Origin of the sequence: Formosa sejongensis, assembly GCF_033447105.1 — a bacterium.
In the GTDB taxonomy this organism is placed as follows: domain Bacteria; phylum Bacteroidota; class Bacteroidia; order Flavobacteriales; family Flavobacteriaceae; genus Formosa.
Genome location: NZ_JAWQUN010000002.1, coordinates 209863 through 227567, shown reverse-complemented (window position 1 = coordinate 227567; position 17705 = coordinate 209863). Strand labels below are relative to the sequence as shown.

At 32.7% G+C, this 17705-nt stretch carries 18 protein-coding genes; 7 read left to right on the top strand and 11 right to left on the bottom strand.

The genetic code is table 11. The features are described 5' to 3' along the window. Window positions 1-1317, top strand: coding sequence for an NADH:ubiquinone reductase (Na(+)-transporting) subunit F (gene nqrF / locus R6X41_RS03305; protein WP_318497422.1), 1317 nt, complete (start codon window positions 1-3; stop codon window positions 1315-1317). Between the two features lie 45 nt (window positions 1318-1362). Here the strand turns inward: nqrF and R6X41_RS03300 are convergent, their stop codons facing one another. Next, entirely contained in the window at window positions 1363-1815 is a 453-nt protein-coding gene (locus tag R6X41_RS03300; RefSeq protein ID WP_318497420.1) for a Na(+)-translocating NADH-quinone reductase subunit F, read from the bottom strand. Between the two features lie 102 nt (window positions 1816-1917). On the opposite strand from R6X41_RS03300, the gene R6X41_RS03295 reads away from it, so the two are divergent. Next, window positions 1918-2295 (top strand): DUF8840 domain-containing protein, encoded by a 378-nt coding sequence (locus R6X41_RS03295; protein WP_318497418.1) that lies wholly within the window; start codon window positions 1918-1920, stop codon window positions 2293-2295. After that, window positions 2296-3276 (top strand): FAD:protein FMN transferase, encoded by a 981-nt coding sequence (locus R6X41_RS03290; RefSeq protein WP_318497417.1) that lies wholly within the window; start codon window positions 2296-2298, stop codon window positions 3274-3276. 19 nt (window positions 3277-3295) lie between these two features. Here R6X41_RS03290 and R6X41_RS03285 read toward each other — a convergent pair whose 3' ends face one another. The 3 genes from R6X41_RS03285 to map are packed head-to-tail and all read right to left on the bottom strand — an operon-like array spanning window position 3296 to window position 5261. Then, on the bottom strand, window positions 3296-3667 hold the full coding sequence (locus R6X41_RS03285; RefSeq protein WP_318497415.1) for a DUF423 domain-containing protein: 372 nt from the start codon (window positions 3665-3667) through the stop codon (window positions 3296-3298). An 11-nt stretch (window positions 3668-3678) separates the two neighbouring features. Beyond that, window positions 3679-4443: a class I SAM-dependent methyltransferase gene (locus R6X41_RS03280; RefSeq protein WP_318497413.1), complete on the bottom strand. Its 765-nt coding sequence runs from the start codon at window positions 4441-4443 to the stop codon at window positions 3679-3681. Beyond that, window positions 4443-5261 carry a type I methionyl aminopeptidase gene (gene map / locus R6X41_RS03275; RefSeq protein ID WP_318497411.1) on the bottom strand — a complete coding sequence of 273 codons (819 nt, stop codon included), beginning with the start codon at window positions 5259-5261 and terminating at the stop codon, window positions 4443-4445. The genes R6X41_RS03280 and map overlap by 1 nt, the downstream gene beginning before the upstream one ends. A 120-nt stretch (window positions 5262-5381) precedes the next feature. Between map and R6X41_RS03270 the strand changes: the two genes are divergently transcribed. Then, window positions 5382-6653 (top strand): acetyl-CoA hydrolase/transferase family protein, encoded by a 1272-nt coding sequence (locus tag R6X41_RS03270; protein WP_318497410.1) that lies wholly within the window; start codon window positions 5382-5384, stop codon window positions 6651-6653. 1 nt (window position 6654) lies between these two features. Here R6X41_RS03270 and R6X41_RS03265 read toward each other — a convergent pair whose 3' ends face one another. Both R6X41_RS03265 and gpmI read right to left on the bottom strand, forming a co-directional pair. Beyond that, window positions 6655-7071 carry a BT0820 family HAD-type phosphatase gene (locus R6X41_RS03265; protein WP_318497408.1) on the bottom strand — a complete coding sequence of 139 codons (417 nt, stop codon included), beginning with the start codon at window positions 7069-7071 and terminating at the stop codon, window positions 6655-6657. A gap of 24 nt (window positions 7072-7095) precedes the next feature. Further along, window positions 7096-8616: a 2,3-bisphosphoglycerate-independent phosphoglycerate mutase gene (gene gpmI, locus R6X41_RS03260; protein WP_318497406.1), complete on the bottom strand. Its 1521-nt coding sequence runs from the start codon at window positions 8614-8616 to the stop codon at window positions 7096-7098. A gap of 507 nt (window positions 8617-9123) precedes the next feature. On the opposite strand from gpmI, the gene R6X41_RS03255 reads away from it, so the two are divergent. Continuing rightward, a complete protein-coding gene (locus R6X41_RS03255; protein WP_318497405.1) occupies window positions 9124-9525 on the top strand; it encodes an ankyrin repeat domain-containing protein in 402 nt (133 codons plus the stop codon). Window positions 9526-9982: 457 nt separating this feature from the next. Continuing rightward, window positions 9983-10393 (top strand): ankyrin repeat domain-containing protein, encoded by a 411-nt coding sequence (locus tag R6X41_RS03250; protein ID WP_318497403.1) that lies wholly within the window; start codon window positions 9983-9985, stop codon window positions 10391-10393. Window positions 10394-10540: 147 nt separating this feature from the next. Here the strand turns inward: R6X41_RS03250 and R6X41_RS03245 are convergent, their stop codons facing one another. Both R6X41_RS03245 and R6X41_RS03240 read right to left on the bottom strand, forming a co-directional pair. Next, window positions 10541-11320 carry a zinc ribbon domain-containing protein gene (locus R6X41_RS03245; RefSeq protein WP_318497401.1) on the bottom strand — a complete coding sequence of 260 codons (780 nt, stop codon included), beginning with the start codon at window positions 11318-11320 and terminating at the stop codon, window positions 10541-10543. Between the two features lie 3 nt (window positions 11321-11323). After that, window positions 11324-12418: a Nif3-like dinuclear metal center hexameric protein gene (locus R6X41_RS03240; protein WP_318497399.1), complete on the bottom strand. Its 1095-nt coding sequence runs from the start codon at window positions 12416-12418 to the stop codon at window positions 11324-11326. Between the two features lie 53 nt (window positions 12419-12471). Between R6X41_RS03240 and lpxK the strand changes: the two genes are divergently transcribed. Continuing rightward, window positions 12472-13479, top strand: coding sequence for a tetraacyldisaccharide 4'-kinase (lpxK, locus tag R6X41_RS03235; protein WP_318497398.1), 1008 nt, complete (start codon window positions 12472-12474; stop codon window positions 13477-13479). Here lpxK and R6X41_RS03230 read toward each other — a convergent pair. The 3 genes from R6X41_RS03230 to lipA are packed head-to-tail and all read right to left on the bottom strand — an operon-like array spanning window position 13476 to window position 17626. Further along, a complete protein-coding gene (locus R6X41_RS03230; RefSeq protein ID WP_318497397.1) occupies window positions 13476-15704 on the bottom strand; it encodes an ATP-binding protein in 2229 nt (742 codons plus the stop codon). The two genes, lpxK and R6X41_RS03230, sit on opposite strands and share 4 nt — an antisense overlap. A 12-nt stretch (window positions 15705-15716) precedes the next feature. Next, window positions 15717-16748, bottom strand: coding sequence for a type I glyceraldehyde-3-phosphate dehydrogenase (gap, locus tag R6X41_RS03225; protein ID WP_318497396.1), 1032 nt, complete (start codon window positions 16746-16748; stop codon window positions 15717-15719). Then, window positions 16748-17626, bottom strand: coding sequence for a lipoyl synthase (lipA, locus tag R6X41_RS03220; RefSeq protein ID WP_318497394.1), 879 nt, complete (start codon window positions 17624-17626; stop codon window positions 16748-16750). The genes gap and lipA overlap by 1 nt, the downstream gene beginning before the upstream one ends. Window positions 17627-17705 lie beyond the last annotated feature (79 nt).

The window sequence follows — 17705 nt, the reverse complement described above, 5'->3', positions numbered from 1 at the left end:
ATGACGATTTTAGCAGCAAGTACAATAGGAACAGTAATCGCAACGGTAGTCGCTTTTTTAATTATTACTTTAGTTTTAGTGATTTTATTATTGTTCGTAAAACAAAAATTATCACCATCAGGTCCTGTAAAGATCTTAATTAATGGTGAACGCGAAATAGAAGTTAGTTCAGGAGGTAGTTTATTATCTACTTTAGGAGCTCAAAAAATATTCTTACCATCAGCTTGTGGTGGAGGAGGAACTTGTATTCAATGTGAATGTCACGTGCTTTCTGGTGGAGGTGAAGCTTTACCAACAGAAACACCTCACTTTACAAGAAAGGAATTAGCACATGGTGCCCGTTTATCTTGTCAGGTAAAAGTGAAACAAGACATGGAAATTACAATTCCAGAAGAAGTTTTCGGAATTAAAAAATGGGAAGCAACAGTAGTTTCAAACTATAATGTTGCCACATTTATTAAAGAGTTTGTAGTTGAAATCCCAGAAGATATGAACTACAAGGCTGGAGGATATATTCAAATTGAAATTCCTGAGTGCGAAATTAAATATTCAGATATGGATGTTTCTGCTCACCCTCAAGATCACCCAGGAGAACCAGATAAGTTTAAAGGAGATTGGGAAAAGTTTGGTTTATGGCCTTTAGTTATGAAAAATAACGAACTTGTTGAAAGAGCATACTCTATGGCTTCTTATCCTGCTGAAGGAAGAAAAATTATGCTTAATGTACGTGTAGCAACACCGCCATTCGATCGTGCCAAAGGTGGATGGATGGATGTAAATCCAGGTATAGCTTCTTCATATATTTTCAATCAAAAAATTGGAGATAAAGTTACTATTTCTGGACCTTACGGTGAATTCTTTATCAACGAATCTGAGGCAGAAATGCTATATGTAGGTGGTGGAGCAGGTATGGCGCCAATGCGTTCTCACTTATATCATTTATTCAGAACCTTAAAAACAGGAAGAAAAGTAACATATTGGTACGGTGGACGTTCTAAAGCAGAATTGTTTTACATACACTACTTTAGAGCTTTAGAGAAAGATTTCCCGAATTTCAAATTCTTTATTGCATTATCTGATCCAACAGAAGCAGATAACTGGAAAGTTAAAAATGATGTTGATGATTTAGAAGGAGACGGATTTACCGGATTTATTCACTTGGTTGTAATAGATCAGTATTTATCTAAACATGAAACTCCTGAAGACATAGAATTATACTTCTGTGGACCACCATTAATGAACAAAGCCGTTCAGAAAATGGGTGAGGATTTTGGTCTTGCAGACGAGAATATTAGATTTGATGACTTTGGAGGTTAATCAATCTTATTATATTAAAAAACCGACTCAAACGAGTCGGTTTTTTTATGCCTTAATATATTCTGTTTTTTTATGTTTTTCATATCCAAATAATTTAGAGCAATCCATGACATTAGGTATATGGTCTAGTTTGCATAGAAAACTCACTACAGCCGAAAGGCCATTAAATAAAACATCCTTGTCCGTTGGATTTTTAGGCTTTTCATTTTTATAATGTAACGGTAAAATATAGCCACAAGCTTTAAGAAATTCAGCTTCAATTTGTAATAATTCTTGTGGAGAATAACCATTAAAACGTCTGCCTAAACTTTGATGTACATGTCCTAAATAATTTAAAGTGATAGAACCGTGATTATCCGACAGATGTTTCCAAGAGTCCATTTGATCTAAAATATTACCTACCGCACACTGTTTACAACATTCAGGGTGTAATGTGTCGTTATGAAATGCTTTATAAAGTTTATTAATTGCTATATCAAATCGTCTTGTAGTTTCCATATTGTTCCTTTTCTACGATTAAATTACAACAAAATGCTTCAAAATTAAAATTAGTCATTTTAAAATTTACATCTAAACATGTTTTTATAGTAGTTTTGTAATATGAGTAAAGCACTTTCAAAACAAGAATTACATAATTTAGCGATGAATCACGTTGGAAAAGATCTTGAACAACGCGGTTTTGAGTTTATTTCCATCAATAGTACTTTAAAGCGTCATCCACAATTTGTTTGTATAGATAAAAATGGGCAATATTTTTTCGTATTGGTACGGACTGTGTTGCTTCCAGAAAACCCAAATAATTATGATGTTGTTTGGATGGAAACATTTAAAGAACATGCTAGATCTAAAGATGCAAAAGTCCTTTATGCAGGCGTAGGTTTAAGCAATCCGAATGGAGAGGAATTTCCTATCTATCTTAATGAAGATTATTTAATAGAATATAACGGTATTCAGGTTATAGAAACCCATTTAAATTAAATGAAACATTTTCTCTTATTTTTTTTATTTCTATTCATTATTTCTTGTGGTCCTTCTAGTGAGCATGTAAAGTTATCTGGTCCTACTTTTGGTACCGGTTATTCCATTCAGTATTTTTCTAAGGATGGGACAAATTATCAGAAACAGTTCGACAGTTTGTTTGGTGTTATAAATAAATCTTTATCTACATATATTCCCGATTCTTATATCTCTAGGTTGAATTCAGGAGTGTCTAATTCAATTGACAATCATTTTGCATTTGTGTTCGATTCTTCTAAAGCTATTTATGATTATACTAATGGGGCATTCGATCCAACCATAGGCGTTTTAGTTAATGCTTGGGATTTTGGTCCGGAAAAAGAAACTGTTGGATTAGATAGCCTTAAAATAGATAGTTTAATGTCTAGTGTTGGTTTTAATAAAGTGCATAGAAGAGAATATAAAATTATAAAAGATGATGCTGGTACATTCCTTGATTTTAACGCTATTGCTAAAGGGTATAGTGTTGATGTTATTGGAAAATTTTTAGATTCTAAAAATATAGAAAACTATTTAGTTGAGATTGGCGGAGAAATACTCGCAAAAGGAATTAATACAGAGAAAGAAAAACCGTGGAAGGTAGGTGTAGAAATGCCTCATTTTGATGGTACACAATCCTTATTACGTGTTATCGATTTAAAGGATGAAGCTATGGCAACCTCTGGTACTTATAGAAAATTTAAAACAGATATTAATGGTAACAGATATTCTCATATTATAGATCCACATACAGGATATCCTAGCAAAACAAATTTGTTGAGTATATCTGTAATTACAAAAGACTGTATAACTGCCGATGCTTATGCTACTGCGTTTAAAGCAATGGGAATGGAAGATGTGAAAACATTTTTAAATAAACATAAAGACATTAAAGTGTTTTTAATCTTCGAAAATGATAAGCATGAATTAGAAACGTTGTCTTTAAACGGGTTTCTAGAATAGGATAATAAAGTACTACTATTTATAATACATGAATTAAAAGGAGTAACCAACCAGTGACTAAAAGCAATCCACCTAAAGGTGTTATTGGACCCAGAAATTTAAGTTTTTTACCTTTGGCATCAGATAATATTAATCCGTAAATGCTAAAAGAAAATAACAGGATACCTAAAGTAAAACACCAATAAATTGCAGAAGGAAGCATGTCGTTAAAACTAAATCCTAAAACGAGTAATACAATGGCATGATACATTTGATATTTTATACCCGTTTCGAAACTTTGTAACTGATTTGAAGTTAAAATTTTCTTTAAGGCATGTGCTCCAAAAGCACCGAAAATAACAGACGACATACCAAATAAAGCGCCAGTTGCTATAATAATTTGTGGTGTCATGTATTTATTTTTTATTTATAAACTACCGGGATAATTTCTCCCTTAGCTAAACAATATTTTGTGATTTCAGAATCTGAAAGTGTTTTAGTATAATCTACTTCATCTACTTTAAATCCTATTGAACGTAGCTTGTTAAAATAATCACGGCCATAAATACGAACATGATCGTATTGTCCGAATATTTTTGCGCGTTCTTTTTTATCTGTAATTGTATCATCTTCATAAGTCAAATCTCTAGATAAATCTTGTGGGATCTGAAATATTCCCATACCACCAGGCTTCAATATGCGATACAATTCTTGCATCGCTTTAGTATCGTCTGGAATATGCTCTAATACGTGATTACACAAAATAACGTCGAAACTGTTATCTTCAAAAGGTAAATTACAGATATCTGCTTTAACATCGGCTAAAGGCGACACTAAATCTGTAGTGGTATACTCTAAATTTTTAAGACTTCTAAACCGTTTGTAAAATGCTTGTTCTGGTGCAAAATGTAACACTTTTGTAGGTGCTGTAAAAAAGTCTGTTTCAGATTTTAGATACAACCATAATAATCTATGACGTTCTAATGATAGGGTAGAAGGTGATAACACATTATTACGTTGTGTGCCATATCCGTAAGGTAAAAACGTTTTAAAACTTTTTCCGTCTATGGGATCTGTAAATGTAGAACCCTTTAAAGCCATAGCCATAATTGGTCGAACCAAATAGCTTAAACGAATAAGTAAAGGTCTAGGAATGGTGTTTAAAACGAATTTAAAGGCTTTTTTCATTAAAGTACAAAGGCAGTTTGTCTAAACTCATCTTCTTCATTAGTTATGATCCCTAAAGCTTCATGAACATAAGCAAAAGTAGAAAGCAATTCAGCTTTACCATCAACAATAGCAACATCATGCTCAAAGTGTGCGCTTGGTTTGTTGTCTAAAGTTGTAATGGTCCAACCGTCTCTGTGTTGCTTTATACGTTGTGTTCCTAAATTTATCATAGGTTCTATCGCTACAACCATACCTTCAACGAATTTTTTACCGCGACCACGTCTTCCGTAGTTTGGCATTTCAGGATCTTCGTGCATTTTACGACCTAGGCCATGACCTACTAATTCACGAACGACACCATAACCGTGTCCTTCACAAAAATTCTGAATTGCAAAACCAACATCGCCAACACGATTACCTACTTTTAATTCACGTAAACCAACATAAATAGATTCTCTAGTAATATCAAGTAATTTTTGAGTTTCTGGATCAATTTCACCAACCGCAAATGTATAGGCATGATCTCCGTAAAAATCATTTTTAAGAGCACCACAATCAATAGAGATTATGTCGCCTTCTTTTAACGGTGTGTTATTTGGAATACCATGAACCACTTGGTCATTGGGACTCATACAAAGTGAGTTCGGGAAATCGTACATGCCTAAAAAGCCAGGGTAAGCACCGTGATCTCTTATAAAAGTTTCAGCAAGTTTATCCAGTTCTAAGGTCGTTACACCAGGTTTTACAGCTTTAGCTAATTCACCTAATGTTTTAGATACGATTAAGGCACTTTCGCGCATTAATTCAATTTCTTCTCGTGTTTTTACTATAATCATGTCAATAAAATATGTGCAAATATACTTAAAAATACCTAGTTAATATGTTTATCGGAATATGACTTTAGACAGTTTTTAAACCTTCAGAAATGTCGTAATTTGCATTTTAAAAAGGTGACTATGTATAATTGTGTAAGTGCAGCCGATGCTGTTAAAATTGTAAAATCTAACGACAGAGTGTATTTACACGCTGCGGCAGCTGTACCTCAGTTATTAATAAATGCCTTAACGGCAAGGCATGAAGAATTACGGAATGTTGAAATTTGTCATCTCCATACCGAAGGAGCAGCGCCTTATGCTAATCCAGAATTGCGAGATAGTTTTCATGTCAATTCTTTTTTTATTGCTAAGAATATTAGACATACTATAAAAGCAGGAAATGGATCTTATACACCTGTTTTTTTAAGTGAATTGCCGCTGTTGTTTAAACGTAACATTGTGGATTTGCAAGTTGCACTTATTCATGTTTCTGTACCAGATATTCACGGATATTGTTCCTTAGGAGTTTCAGTTGAAGCCACTTTAGCAGCCATTGATAATGCCAATCATGTAATTGCACAGGTTAATAAACAAATGCCAAGAACGTTTGGAGATGGTATTATTCACATTTCCGAAATCAATGCCTTTGTGGAGTGTGATGAAGCATTACCTACTCACGATATTCCAGCGCCATCTGTAATTGAGAATAAAATAGGGGCTTTTGTCGCTAATTTAATTGAAGACAGAAGTACGCTTCAAATGGGGATTGGAACCATTCCAAATGCCGTTTTGTCTTTACTTGGTAATCATAAAGATTTAGGATTACACACCGAAATGTTTTCTGATGGTGTAATTGATTTGATTTTAAAAAATGTGATTAACGGCAATTACAAAAGTATAAATCCTGGGCGTGCTTTAGCGACGTTTTTAATGGGGTCGCAACGTTTATATGATTATGTAAACGATAATCCATACATAGAATTAAGAAGTTCAGATTATGTGAACGATGTTTCCATTATTAAACAAAATCCGAGAATGGTTGCTATTAATTCTGCTATAGAAGTTGATGTTACTGGTCAAGTATGTGCAGATTCCATTGGGGCAGATATGTATTCTGGTGTTGGTGGACAAATGGATTTTATTCGAGGCGCATCTTTAAGCGAAGGCGGAAAAGCCATTATAGCATTGCCATCTGTAACAAAAAGCGGTATTAGTAGAATTGTAGCCTCACTAAACTCTGGTGCTGGCGTAGTCACCACACGAGCACATATACATTATGTAGTAACAGAGTATGGTGTTGCAAATCTTTACGGTAAAACCATTCAACAACGCGCAAAAGCTTTAATAGAAATTGCACATCCAAATCATAGAGAATCTATAGATCGGGATTACTACAAACTAATAAGAGATTAATTTATTTATTAAAAAGAGAGGAGAAAAATCCTCTCTTTTTTTCTATACTGTTCGGATCAAAATTTGGATCTGATAATAATTGATATATTTCTCCCCATCCTATAAATCCGCCAATATTTCTATCATCGATAAAAATGTCGGCGTTTATTTTTCTACTTTTCGATTCTTCAAATTCTTCTTGAGGAAAACTGTTATTTATGGCATAAAATTCAATACCGTTTTCTTTGCAAAAGGCAACAGCTTCATCTAGCGTTCTACCACATCTATACGTCCATAAAATAAGACGATGTCCATCTTTTTGAAGACGTTTTAGAGTTTCAAAAGCAAATGTTTTTGGTTTCCCTATTTTTGGGTAAGCATCTTCTACAACGGTACCATCAAAATCTATGGCAAGAATTAATTTATCTTGTAAAATCATTCAGCAGGTTTATGTTTTGGGTTCTTAATCTATTAATGAATGCCTAGTCATTGCTTCTGGTTGTGGCACTCCAATTAATTTTAAAATTGTTGGCGCCATATCTCCTAAAACACCATCTTTAATTTGTTTTAATTCATTATCGATTAAAATTAAAGGGACAGGGTTGGTTGTATGTGCTGTGTTTGGAGATCCATCAGGATTAATCATTGTTTCACAGTTACCGTGATCTGCAATTAATAAAGTTGTATAGTCGTTTTCTAAAGCCGTTTCTACCACTTCTTTTACACAAGCATCTACAGCTTCACATGCTTTAATAGCTGCAGCCATATCTCCTGTGTGTCCAACCATATCGCCATTAGCAAAGTTTAAACATACAAAATCTACATCACCTTTATTTAATTCAGGAATTAATGCATCTTTTAATTCGAAAGCACTCATTTCTGGTTGCATATCGTAAGTCGCTACTTTTGGAGAGTTTTTTAGAATACGAGATTCACCTTCAAATGGTTCTTCTTGTCCTCCTGAAAAGAAAAATGTGACATGAGGATACTTTTCTGTTTCAGCAATTCGGATTTGTTTTTTGCCATTTCTAGCTAATACTTCACCTAAAGTGTCTTTTAAATTGTCTTTATTGAAAACGACATTAACGTTATTAAAGTTTTCATCGTAATTCGTTAGCGTTACATAGTACAAGTCTAGCTTGTGCATGTTTTGTTCGTGATGGTCCGATTGTGATAATACCTCGGTAAGTTCACGACCTCTATCTGTTCTAAAGTTGAAGAATATAACAACATCTCCTGCTTCTATTTTTCCAACAGGATTTCCGTTCTCATCACAATTAATAATAGGTTTGATGAATTCGTCTGTGATACCATTTTCGTAATTTTTAGAAACTGCAGCAGCTACATCAGTTGTATGATCACCTTCTGCATTTACCATCCCATCGTATGCAATTTTAACACGCTCCCAACGCTTATCTCTATCCATTGCATAATAGCGACCTGTAATAGATCCTATTTTTGCTGGAGTATCTTTAATATAGTCTTCTAATTGATTAACATAACCTAACCCTGATTTAGGATCTACATCACGTCCATCGGTAAAACCATGAACAAAAGAGTTTTGTACACCAGATTCATTTGCAGCATCTAACAATCCGAATAAATGTGAAATGTGAGAATGCACACCACCAGTACTTAATAAGCCTAAAAAGTGAATGGGTTTATTATTTTCTTTAGCATATTTAAAAGCATCTTCTAAGACTTTTTCTTTGCCTAGTGTGTGGTCCTTAACTGCTAAATTAATTTTAACTAAATCTTGGTAAACAATTCGTCCGGCACCTAAATTCATATGTCCAACTTCACTATTTCCCATCTGGCCTTCTGGCAAACCTACGTTTTCACCATCTGTCCTTAATTGAGCACTTGGGTATTTTGTATATAACGAATCGATGAAAGGCGTGTTGGCATTGTCTATAGCCGATACTTTTGGGTCTGGAGATTTACCCCAACCATCAAGTATCATTAAGATGACTTTTTTATTCATAATAGATTTTATTTAAGAGGTAAAGATAAAAGTTTAAAATGGCTTTAAGGAATTTATTGGGTTACAAAATTGGGTTTTTTGATATTTTTTATGATGATTTTTTTAAGGTATCGTTTGCGTTGAAATTTCTTTTATACAATTTTAACAAATTTGTTTTCAAATGGTTAATAACGTGTTATGAAAAAAAACAACTGTAACAATGTGTTTTTTATATCGTCTTTATAATACAATCAAAATATGTAATCAATTTATTAAAACGCATTCATCATGAAAAAAATCAGCAGTTATTATTCGGAACCTTGCTTGGATCTGGATACAGAATCAAGTCGCTCAGGCCATTACAAATTCAATACTATTTTAGACCGGATATTTGAAAGAAAACGAATTTTTTACGAAATCTAAAGCTGATTTCAAATTAAATTATTCAAGATGACATTCGTGTTAGTTTATACCGCGTCTTTCATCAAAATTCTAAAACATATCTAAAACTATTAAAATACTATAATTATGAAAAGTCTATTATTTATTATCGCAATTACATTTGGAGCCGTTTCTACAAGCGTTCAAGCTTCTAATACTATGACGAATACAAACTCTAATCCTATTGAGGCCTCTGTATATATAGCAGATGTAAACTTGTTATGTACATCTATCGCTAAAGGAGATACGGATATCGTTAAAAAATTAATTGCAAATGGAGAGAATGTTAATCAGAAGTCTAACGGACTTACTCCTGCTATGTATGCTGCAAAATATAACAGAGTTGAGATTCTAGAATTCTTAATTGCACAAGGAGCGAACTTAAAGCTAGAATGTAATAAGGGGTATACTGCACTGGATTATGCAAAAGCTACAAATGCTACAGCAGCAGAAAAGATTATAGAAACCGCATTGGGGAAAAAACAATAAGGGATAAATCAATATATAATTTAGAGGTTGGTTAGTCATCAGCTTCTAGATTATCTCAAAATGTTCATTAAAGATTATATTGAATATGTAGACCTAGAATTACATGTAAAATGAACTCTCAATTTAGTTCTGTTTTTACAATAAAACTTAAAAACCAATTTGCATTTCAAACGTTTTCAATTGCATTTTTTGGAATAGCAAATGTATTTTTTATAATGAAATTGGTGGTAGTTTCATAGAATCTCAGAAGGCAGCTAAAAAGGAAATATAATCTTTAATAATTAACAAATAACGTTGTCTTTTTCTTAAAATATGACAAAAAACAGGTATTTAACCACTGTGTTAATGTTATGTTAAAATTCACATATTAGCCATTTTGACTGATGAATTCTCATTAAATTTGTATAGAATTAATAAATACACAAAAATATTCAATTATAATAAAAATCTCATAATTATGAAAAGTCTATTATTTATCATCGCAATCGTATTTGGAGCTACTACTACAACTGTCCAAGCTTCTAATTTTATAACTAATAATAATTCAAATCCTATAGCGGTTTCTGTAAATAAGCCTCAGGTTAATTTACTATGTACTTCAATTGCAAAAGGAGATACTGCTGTCGTTAAAAGATTAATCCAAAATGGCTCAGATGTTAATAAAAAATCAAACGGACTTACACCAGCCATGTATGCAGCAAAATACAATAGAGTTGCTATACTTGAAATATTAATTTCTGAAGGTGCAGATCTTAAAATAAAATGTGACAAAGGGTATACTGCTCTTGACTACGCAGAAGCTACAAATGCAACTGCTGCTCAAGAAATGATTGAAGATACATTGGCACAAAAGAAAGCAAACAGATAACCAACAAACATGCTTAGCTAAAAGAGACTGTCTTAATAGGTAGTCTCTTTTTTTATGCATTTTGTTCTAGGAGGAAATATCTTCAATAAAAAAAACCGTCTAGAAATTTATCTCTAGACGGTTTTTTTATTTATATAAAAGAAAACTTTAGAACTTAGCGAAAAGCTTTTCCATTTTTTCTTTTTGTTCTGTCGCTAATGCTTCATCAACTAAGATTCTACCACTATGCTCATCAGTAATAATTTTTTTACGAGAAGCAATTTCCATTATAATTTGTGGTGGAATAGTAAAGAAAGATCCTCCAGAAGCACCTCTTTCAACAGCTACAACTGCCAATCCATTTTTCACATTATTACGAATTCTGTTGTAAGCTGTAACTAAACGGTCTTCGATTAAAATTTTGTAATCGTCAGATTTTTTAATTAACGCTAACTCTTCTTTCTCAGTTTCAGCTAAAATAGCATCTAACTCACCTTTTTTGTGCTTTAAATGCGCTTGACGTTCTTTAGAACGGTCTTTAGTCTGACCAATGATTTCTTTCTTTTGTTCAATTTGAATTTTGAATTCATTGATATGCTTTTCTGCCAATTGAATTTCTAATTCTTGAAACTCAACTTCTTTAGTAAGCGAATTGTATTCTCTGTTATTTCTAACATTCTTTTGTTGCTCACTATATTTCTTAATTAAAGATTTAGCTTCTTCAATTAAATTCTTTTTAGATTTAATTTCTTCGTCTAAAGTTTCTAGACTAGTGTCTAATTTCTCAAGTCTAGTGTGTAGTCCAGCAACTTCATCTTCTAAATCACGCACCTCTAAAGGCAGTTCTCCGCGAACGTTTCTAATTTCATCGATTCTAGAATCGATAAGTTGTAAATCGTATAAAGCTCTTAAACGTTCTTCTACAGTTACTTCTTTACTTTTTGCCATACTTTAAAAATACTTAACAGGGTTTGTATCGGTCTTTGATAAAACGATTGCAAAATTAGTGATTTTTTTTGTAAGATGTGCTACTAAACCATTTTTTGTAAACTGTTCACTTTCAAAATGACCGATATCTGCTAAAATCAACGCGTTTTCAGCAGAGAAAAAATCATGATACTTTAAGTCTGCTGTTATAAAAGCATCAACTCCAGCACGTTTGGCATTGGCAATTGCAAAACTTCCAGAGCCACCCAAGACCGCAATCTTTTTTATTGGTTTGCCTAATAATGTACTGTGGCGAACGCAAGACGTATTCATTTTAGTTTTTAGGTATGACAGGAATTCTGTTTCATTCATTTCAGATTCAAATTCACCTATCATTCCGATTCCAATGTGCTGATTTTTGTTTTCTAAAGTTGTGATTTCGTAAGCGACTTCCTCATAAGAATGAGAAGTGAAAAGTGCTTTCATAACTTTAGATTCTAAATGCTTTGCAAAGGTTACTGAAATCTGAGTTTCTTCTTCAAAATGAATATCTCCTTTTCTGCCTTTTGTTGGGTTTGAATTTGTATTTCCATTAAATGTTCCTGTACCTTCAATATTAAAACTGCAATCGGAATAATTTCCTATTTGTCCAGCTCCAGCTTTAAATAAAGCATTTCGTAATGCTTCTGCTTCTAGTTTTGGGACGTAAGTAATGAGTTTTTTAATTGTACTATTTTGCGGAATTAATATAGATGTATTGACTAAACCAAGCTGGTTACAAATCATAGCATTCACACCTTCAAGATGGTTATCCAATGCGGTATGAATGGCATAAATAGCAATATCGTGCTTTATCGCTTTTAACACGACACGTTCAACATACGTTTTTCCGGTTAGTTTTTTTAGACCTTTAAAAATGATGGGATGAAAACTTACTATTAAATTACAGTTGTTTTCAATGGCTTCATCGACTACTGATTCTAAAGTATCTAATGTGACTAAAACACCTGTAAGTTTTTGGTTGGTATCACCTACGAGTAGACCAACATTATCAAAATCTTCGGCATAATTAAGTGGAGCAAAATCTTCAAGATGATTTATAACGTCCTGAACAATCATAATATTTTTGGTATTAGGTTTAAAACAAAGATAAAATATTTACTTTCGTTACAATGAAATTATTGCGTTACATCTGCTTTCCAATCGTACCAATATATTATTGTATAACTTGGGTACGGAATACATTATTCGATTTAGGAGTTTTAAAATCTACGTCCTATGATTTCCCTGTGATATGTGTTGGTAATCTAAGTGTTGGTGGCACTGGAAAAACACCGATGATTGAATATTTAATTCGGTTATTAAAAGACGATTATAAAGTCGCGACCTTAAGTCGTGGTTATAAACGTAAAAGTGAAGGATTTCAATTGGGATCACCAGGAGTTACTGCAGATGTTTTAGGGGATGAGCCGTTTCAGTTTTATTCAAAATATACTAATAAAATTATAGTTGCTGTAGATGCGAATAGGAGAGAAGGGATTGCACAACTCTCTGCTTTAAAACCTAAACCAGAAGTGATTTTGTTAGACGATGCATTCCAGCATAGAAAAGTAAAAGCAGGATTTAATATATTATTAACGACCTATTCCAACAGGTATACATCAGATATTGTTTTACCGACTGGGAATTTAAGAGAACCAAAACGCGGAGCCAAGCGTGCAAATGTTATTATTGTTACAAAATGTCCTGCAATGCTTTCAGATTTAGAAAAGGAAAATATAATTGATGCTATTCATCCAGAAGTTAATCAGAAGGTGTTTTTTAGTTCTATTAAATATGCAGAATATGTTTTATCCAAAACCAGGACAATCCCATTGTTACAAGTTCCAAAATTTACATTAGTAACGGGAATTGCAAATCCTACACCTTTAGTAGATTTTTTAACTAAAAAAGGACTGGAATTTGAACATTTAAATTTTAAAGATCACCACGATTTTACACCGGATGAATTGGAAATATTCAAACAAAAAACATTTATAATTACTACCGAAAAAGATTTTATGCGTCTAAATCAGTTTTCGTATTTAGAAGATAAATTATACTATTTAAGCATAGAAGCGGTAATAGATAAGGCATCAGATTTTGATGCTTCAGTGAAAACATTTATAAGCTCTTTTTAACTTAAATCTTCTTTTCCCCCGATAACAGCCTTGTATAATTTCTTTTCGAAATCGTCCTGTTTAAATGGTTTAGAAATAATATCGTCGAAACCAGCTTCCTCGAATTCGTGCATTTTATCTTCAATAGTTACAGCTGTAAGTGCAAATATATTAAGTTCTCTGTCGAATGTTCTAATGATTTTTGTGGCTTCAATTCCGCTAATTCCAGGCATGTGTATATCCATTAAAACAACATCGTAATGGTTGTTTTTAACCATGTCTACAGCTTCTTCACCATTGTCTACAACATCGCATTTTAGCTTCATTTTGGTTAGAATTTTAGTCGTAATCATTTGGTTAATCTTGTTGTCTTCAACCACCAAAATTTTAATATTACTCAATTCTATATCGGTTACATTTTTAAAGTAATTTTTCTTCTTCTTTGTAACAACTTTATCTGTGGTGTGTTTTAATGGGATTTCAAAAAAGAAACTTGTTCCTTTATTCAATTCACTTTTAAGATATATTTTTCCTTTTAAAATATCTATTAATCCTTTAACAATTGATAAACCTAGACCAGTACCGCCATATTTTCTGTTAATTTGAATAGAGCCTTGAGAGAAACTTTCGAACATATGTTTTTGTTTCTCTTCGCTAATTCCAATACCGTTATCTTCTATTTCAAATTTCAAATTAAAAATATCGTCAACCTTGCTTATTTTATTCACTTTTACCCAAATATCTCCATCTTTAGTGAACTTAATCGAGTTTCCTATTAAGTTGATTAAGATTTGAGATATTTTAATTTGATCGGCATTAAAATGAATAGGAAGATCGTTGTCATATTCAAAATGAATTTTCACACCATTATCTATTGCCGAGTTATTTAAAGCCGAAATAACATCTGAAATTTTCTTTTGTAAATCGAAAACCTCATATTCAATATCTACTTTATTTGCTTCAATTTTATTAATTTGAAGGATATCATTTATAAAGGTTAATAAATAATCTCCAGAGAATTTAAGTGATTTTAAATGTGAAAGTTGTTCTGGTTTTGGGTTCTCGTCTAATAACATATTTGTTAAACCAGTAACGGCATAAAGCGGTGTTCTTAGCTCGTGTGTAACTGTCGATAAAAAGTTGGCTTTGGTTTTAGAAGCTAGTTCAGCCTTCTCTTTAGCAAGAATTAACTCGCCATTTTTTTTGTGCAACATATTATTAGTTTTTAACCTAATATTGTTGTTTTTGTATAACGATAATGTTAAAAGCGATAGAATAGTAATTAAAGCAATACTTAAAATAGTAGCTAATTTGTTTAAGCTCTTATCTACTTTAAGCTTCTCTAAATCGGCTTCCTTTTCTTTCTGAAATTCAGTTTGATTATCTAAAATAAACTTAGCGCGCTTTTCTGGAGATAAATTTTCACGTTTTTTCTCGAGTAAAGATTCCGATAAGTTAATATGATTTTTTAAATATTGAGTCGAGAGTTTATAGTTGCCAAGTTTCTCGTTTAATTCACTTAAAATTAAATATCCATGACTTAAAACATCGTTGTAATTATTGCTTTCGGCTAGAAGCAGTCCTTGGTTTCCTAATTTTAAAGCACTCTCATCATCGTTTAAGAAATAATAAACTTTTGCTTGATAAATTAATGCGCTACTTCTAATCTTTGTAAGATCGTAACGGAGCGTTAAAGCCAATGATTTGTCTATGCGTTCTCGGGCCTTTCTGTATTGCTTTAAATACATATAGGCTTTTCCTTCATTTAACAGAACTTCTGCCTCGAATTCGTATAAGTTTTCTTGTTCGAATAACGTTAAGGAAGCAGTATAATAAATTAGAGCTTGATCGTAATCTTTTAAAGACATATAAACGTTACCAAGTGTTTTATATGTTTCTGCAATATTTACATTGTCTTTAGCAAAACGCTGTACTTCTATAGCTTTGGTTAACGTTTTTATTGCATCGTCTTGTTCTTCGATAATAAATTCTAGTTTTCCAACTTTAGAATAAATAAGTCCAATGCTCTTCTTGTTGTCTATACTTTCAGCAAGCGTTAAAGCCTCTTCTAACTTTTTCTTTGCTGGATAATAATTATTATTATCTATATCGTATTGCGCTTGAGTAATACGAAAGTCTATAGTGTTTTGAATGGTTTCTGGGTCGTTACCAACAGTATCCTGTGCATGCACATCTAAAACGATAAACATAAGGAAGACCCAAATGTAATATTTAATGTTAATCATAAACCAGTTTGCTTAGCGCGTAAAATTAATTTTACCCGTTAAAAGTAACTGTTTTTCCGATAATTTACATATTAAATCAATAATTCTGCTAGAATATCCTGTTTCATTATCGTACCAACCAATAATCTTAACCATATTTCCAATAACAGAAGTCATTTGGGCGTCAAAAATGCAAGAATGTGGGTTTCCTACGATGTCAATAGAAACAATAGGATCTTCTGTATACTCTAATATCGATTTAAAATGTGTTTCAGATGCTGTTTTAAAAGCGAGATTAACATCTTCTATAGTTGCTGTTTTTTTGATATTAAAAGTAATATCGGTAAGCGATCCATTTGCAACAGGAACGCGTATGCCGCAACCTCCAATAGCATCAGAGAGTTCTGGGAATATTTTAGTCAGTGCTTTGGCAGCCCCTGTAGTTGTAGGTACAATAGATTGTCCAGCAGCTCGTGCACGACGTAAATCGCGATGCGGTTGGTCGTGTAAACTTTGATCTGTTGTGTATGAATGTATGGTTGTAATATAAGCTTGCTCAATACCAAAATGTTGGTTTATTATAGCCATCATTGGTGCTGCATTGTTCGTAGTACAAGATGCATTAGAAATGATTTCTTCAGTACCATCTATTAAATCATCATTAACACCTAAAACAATGGTTTTAATATCATCTTCTAGAGCAGGAACACTTAAAATTACACGTTTTGCTCCGTTGTTTAGATGATGTTGAAGATCTGCTTTCGTTTTAAACTTGCCTGTAGATTCAATTACAAAATCGACATTATAAGGTGCCCAATTGATGCTTTTTGGATGTGCTTCGTTTAATAAAGGAACGTGAAATTCGTCTACTATAATGTCATTTTCCTTGTAAGTAATTGTCTGTTTTGAAACACCGTGAATGCTATCGTATTTTAGCAGATGACTTAAGGTATAAGCATCTGCTAAATCGTTTATAGCAACTACATTAATGTTAGGATGATTTTGAAGTAGACGAAAAACACGGCGGCCAATGCGTCCAAAACCATTTATAGCAACATTAATCATTAGTTAATATGTTTCTGTGCTTTGTAAGATGAACGTACTAAAGAGCTACTTTCAACGTGTCTAAATCCTAATTCTAAACCAATTTCTCTGTACTCTGCGAATTGATCTGGTGTTATAAATTGTTTTACGGGTAAATGTTTTTTACTAGGTTGTAAATATTGACCAATAGTAACTACATCGACGTCGTTGTCTCTTAAATCGTGTAAAGTTTCAATAACCTCTTCACGTTTTTCACCAAGACCAAGCATAATACCAGATTTGGTTCTGCGTTGTCCTTGAGATTTTAAATATTTTAAGACTCCTAAACTACGATCGTATTTAGCTTGAATTCGTACTTCTCGAGTTAAACGTCTTACTGTTTCTATGTTGTGAGACACTACTTCTGGAGCAACAGCGATTATACGATCTAAATGTTGTTCTATACCTTGAAAATCAGGAATAAGTGTTTCTAAAGTTGTGTCTGGATTCATACGTCGAACAGCCTTAACGGTTTCAGCCCACATAATGCTACCCATATCTTTTAAATCGTCACGATCTACACTAGTAAGAACGGCATGACTAATTTTCATTAATTTAATAGAACGAGAAACTTTTTCAGGTTCGTCCCAATCTACAGTTTCTGGTCTTCCAGTTTTTACCCCACAAAATCCACAAGATCTTGTACAAACATTTCCTAAAATCATAAATGTTGCAGTACCTTCTCCCCAGCATTCACCCATATTAGGGCAACTTCCAGATGTGCAAATGGTATTTAAACTGTATTTATCTACTAAACTTCTAAGTTCTGTATATTTTTTACCAGTTGGTAATTTTACACGTAACCATTTGGGTTTTGGTAGACGATCAGGTAGAATGTTTGAAGCGGTTTCTGAATTCATAAATTTCCTCTTTTCGAAATGCAAAGATACAAAGTATAATCTAAAAATTATGTTATAAAGGCGTTAGATACTAAATCTA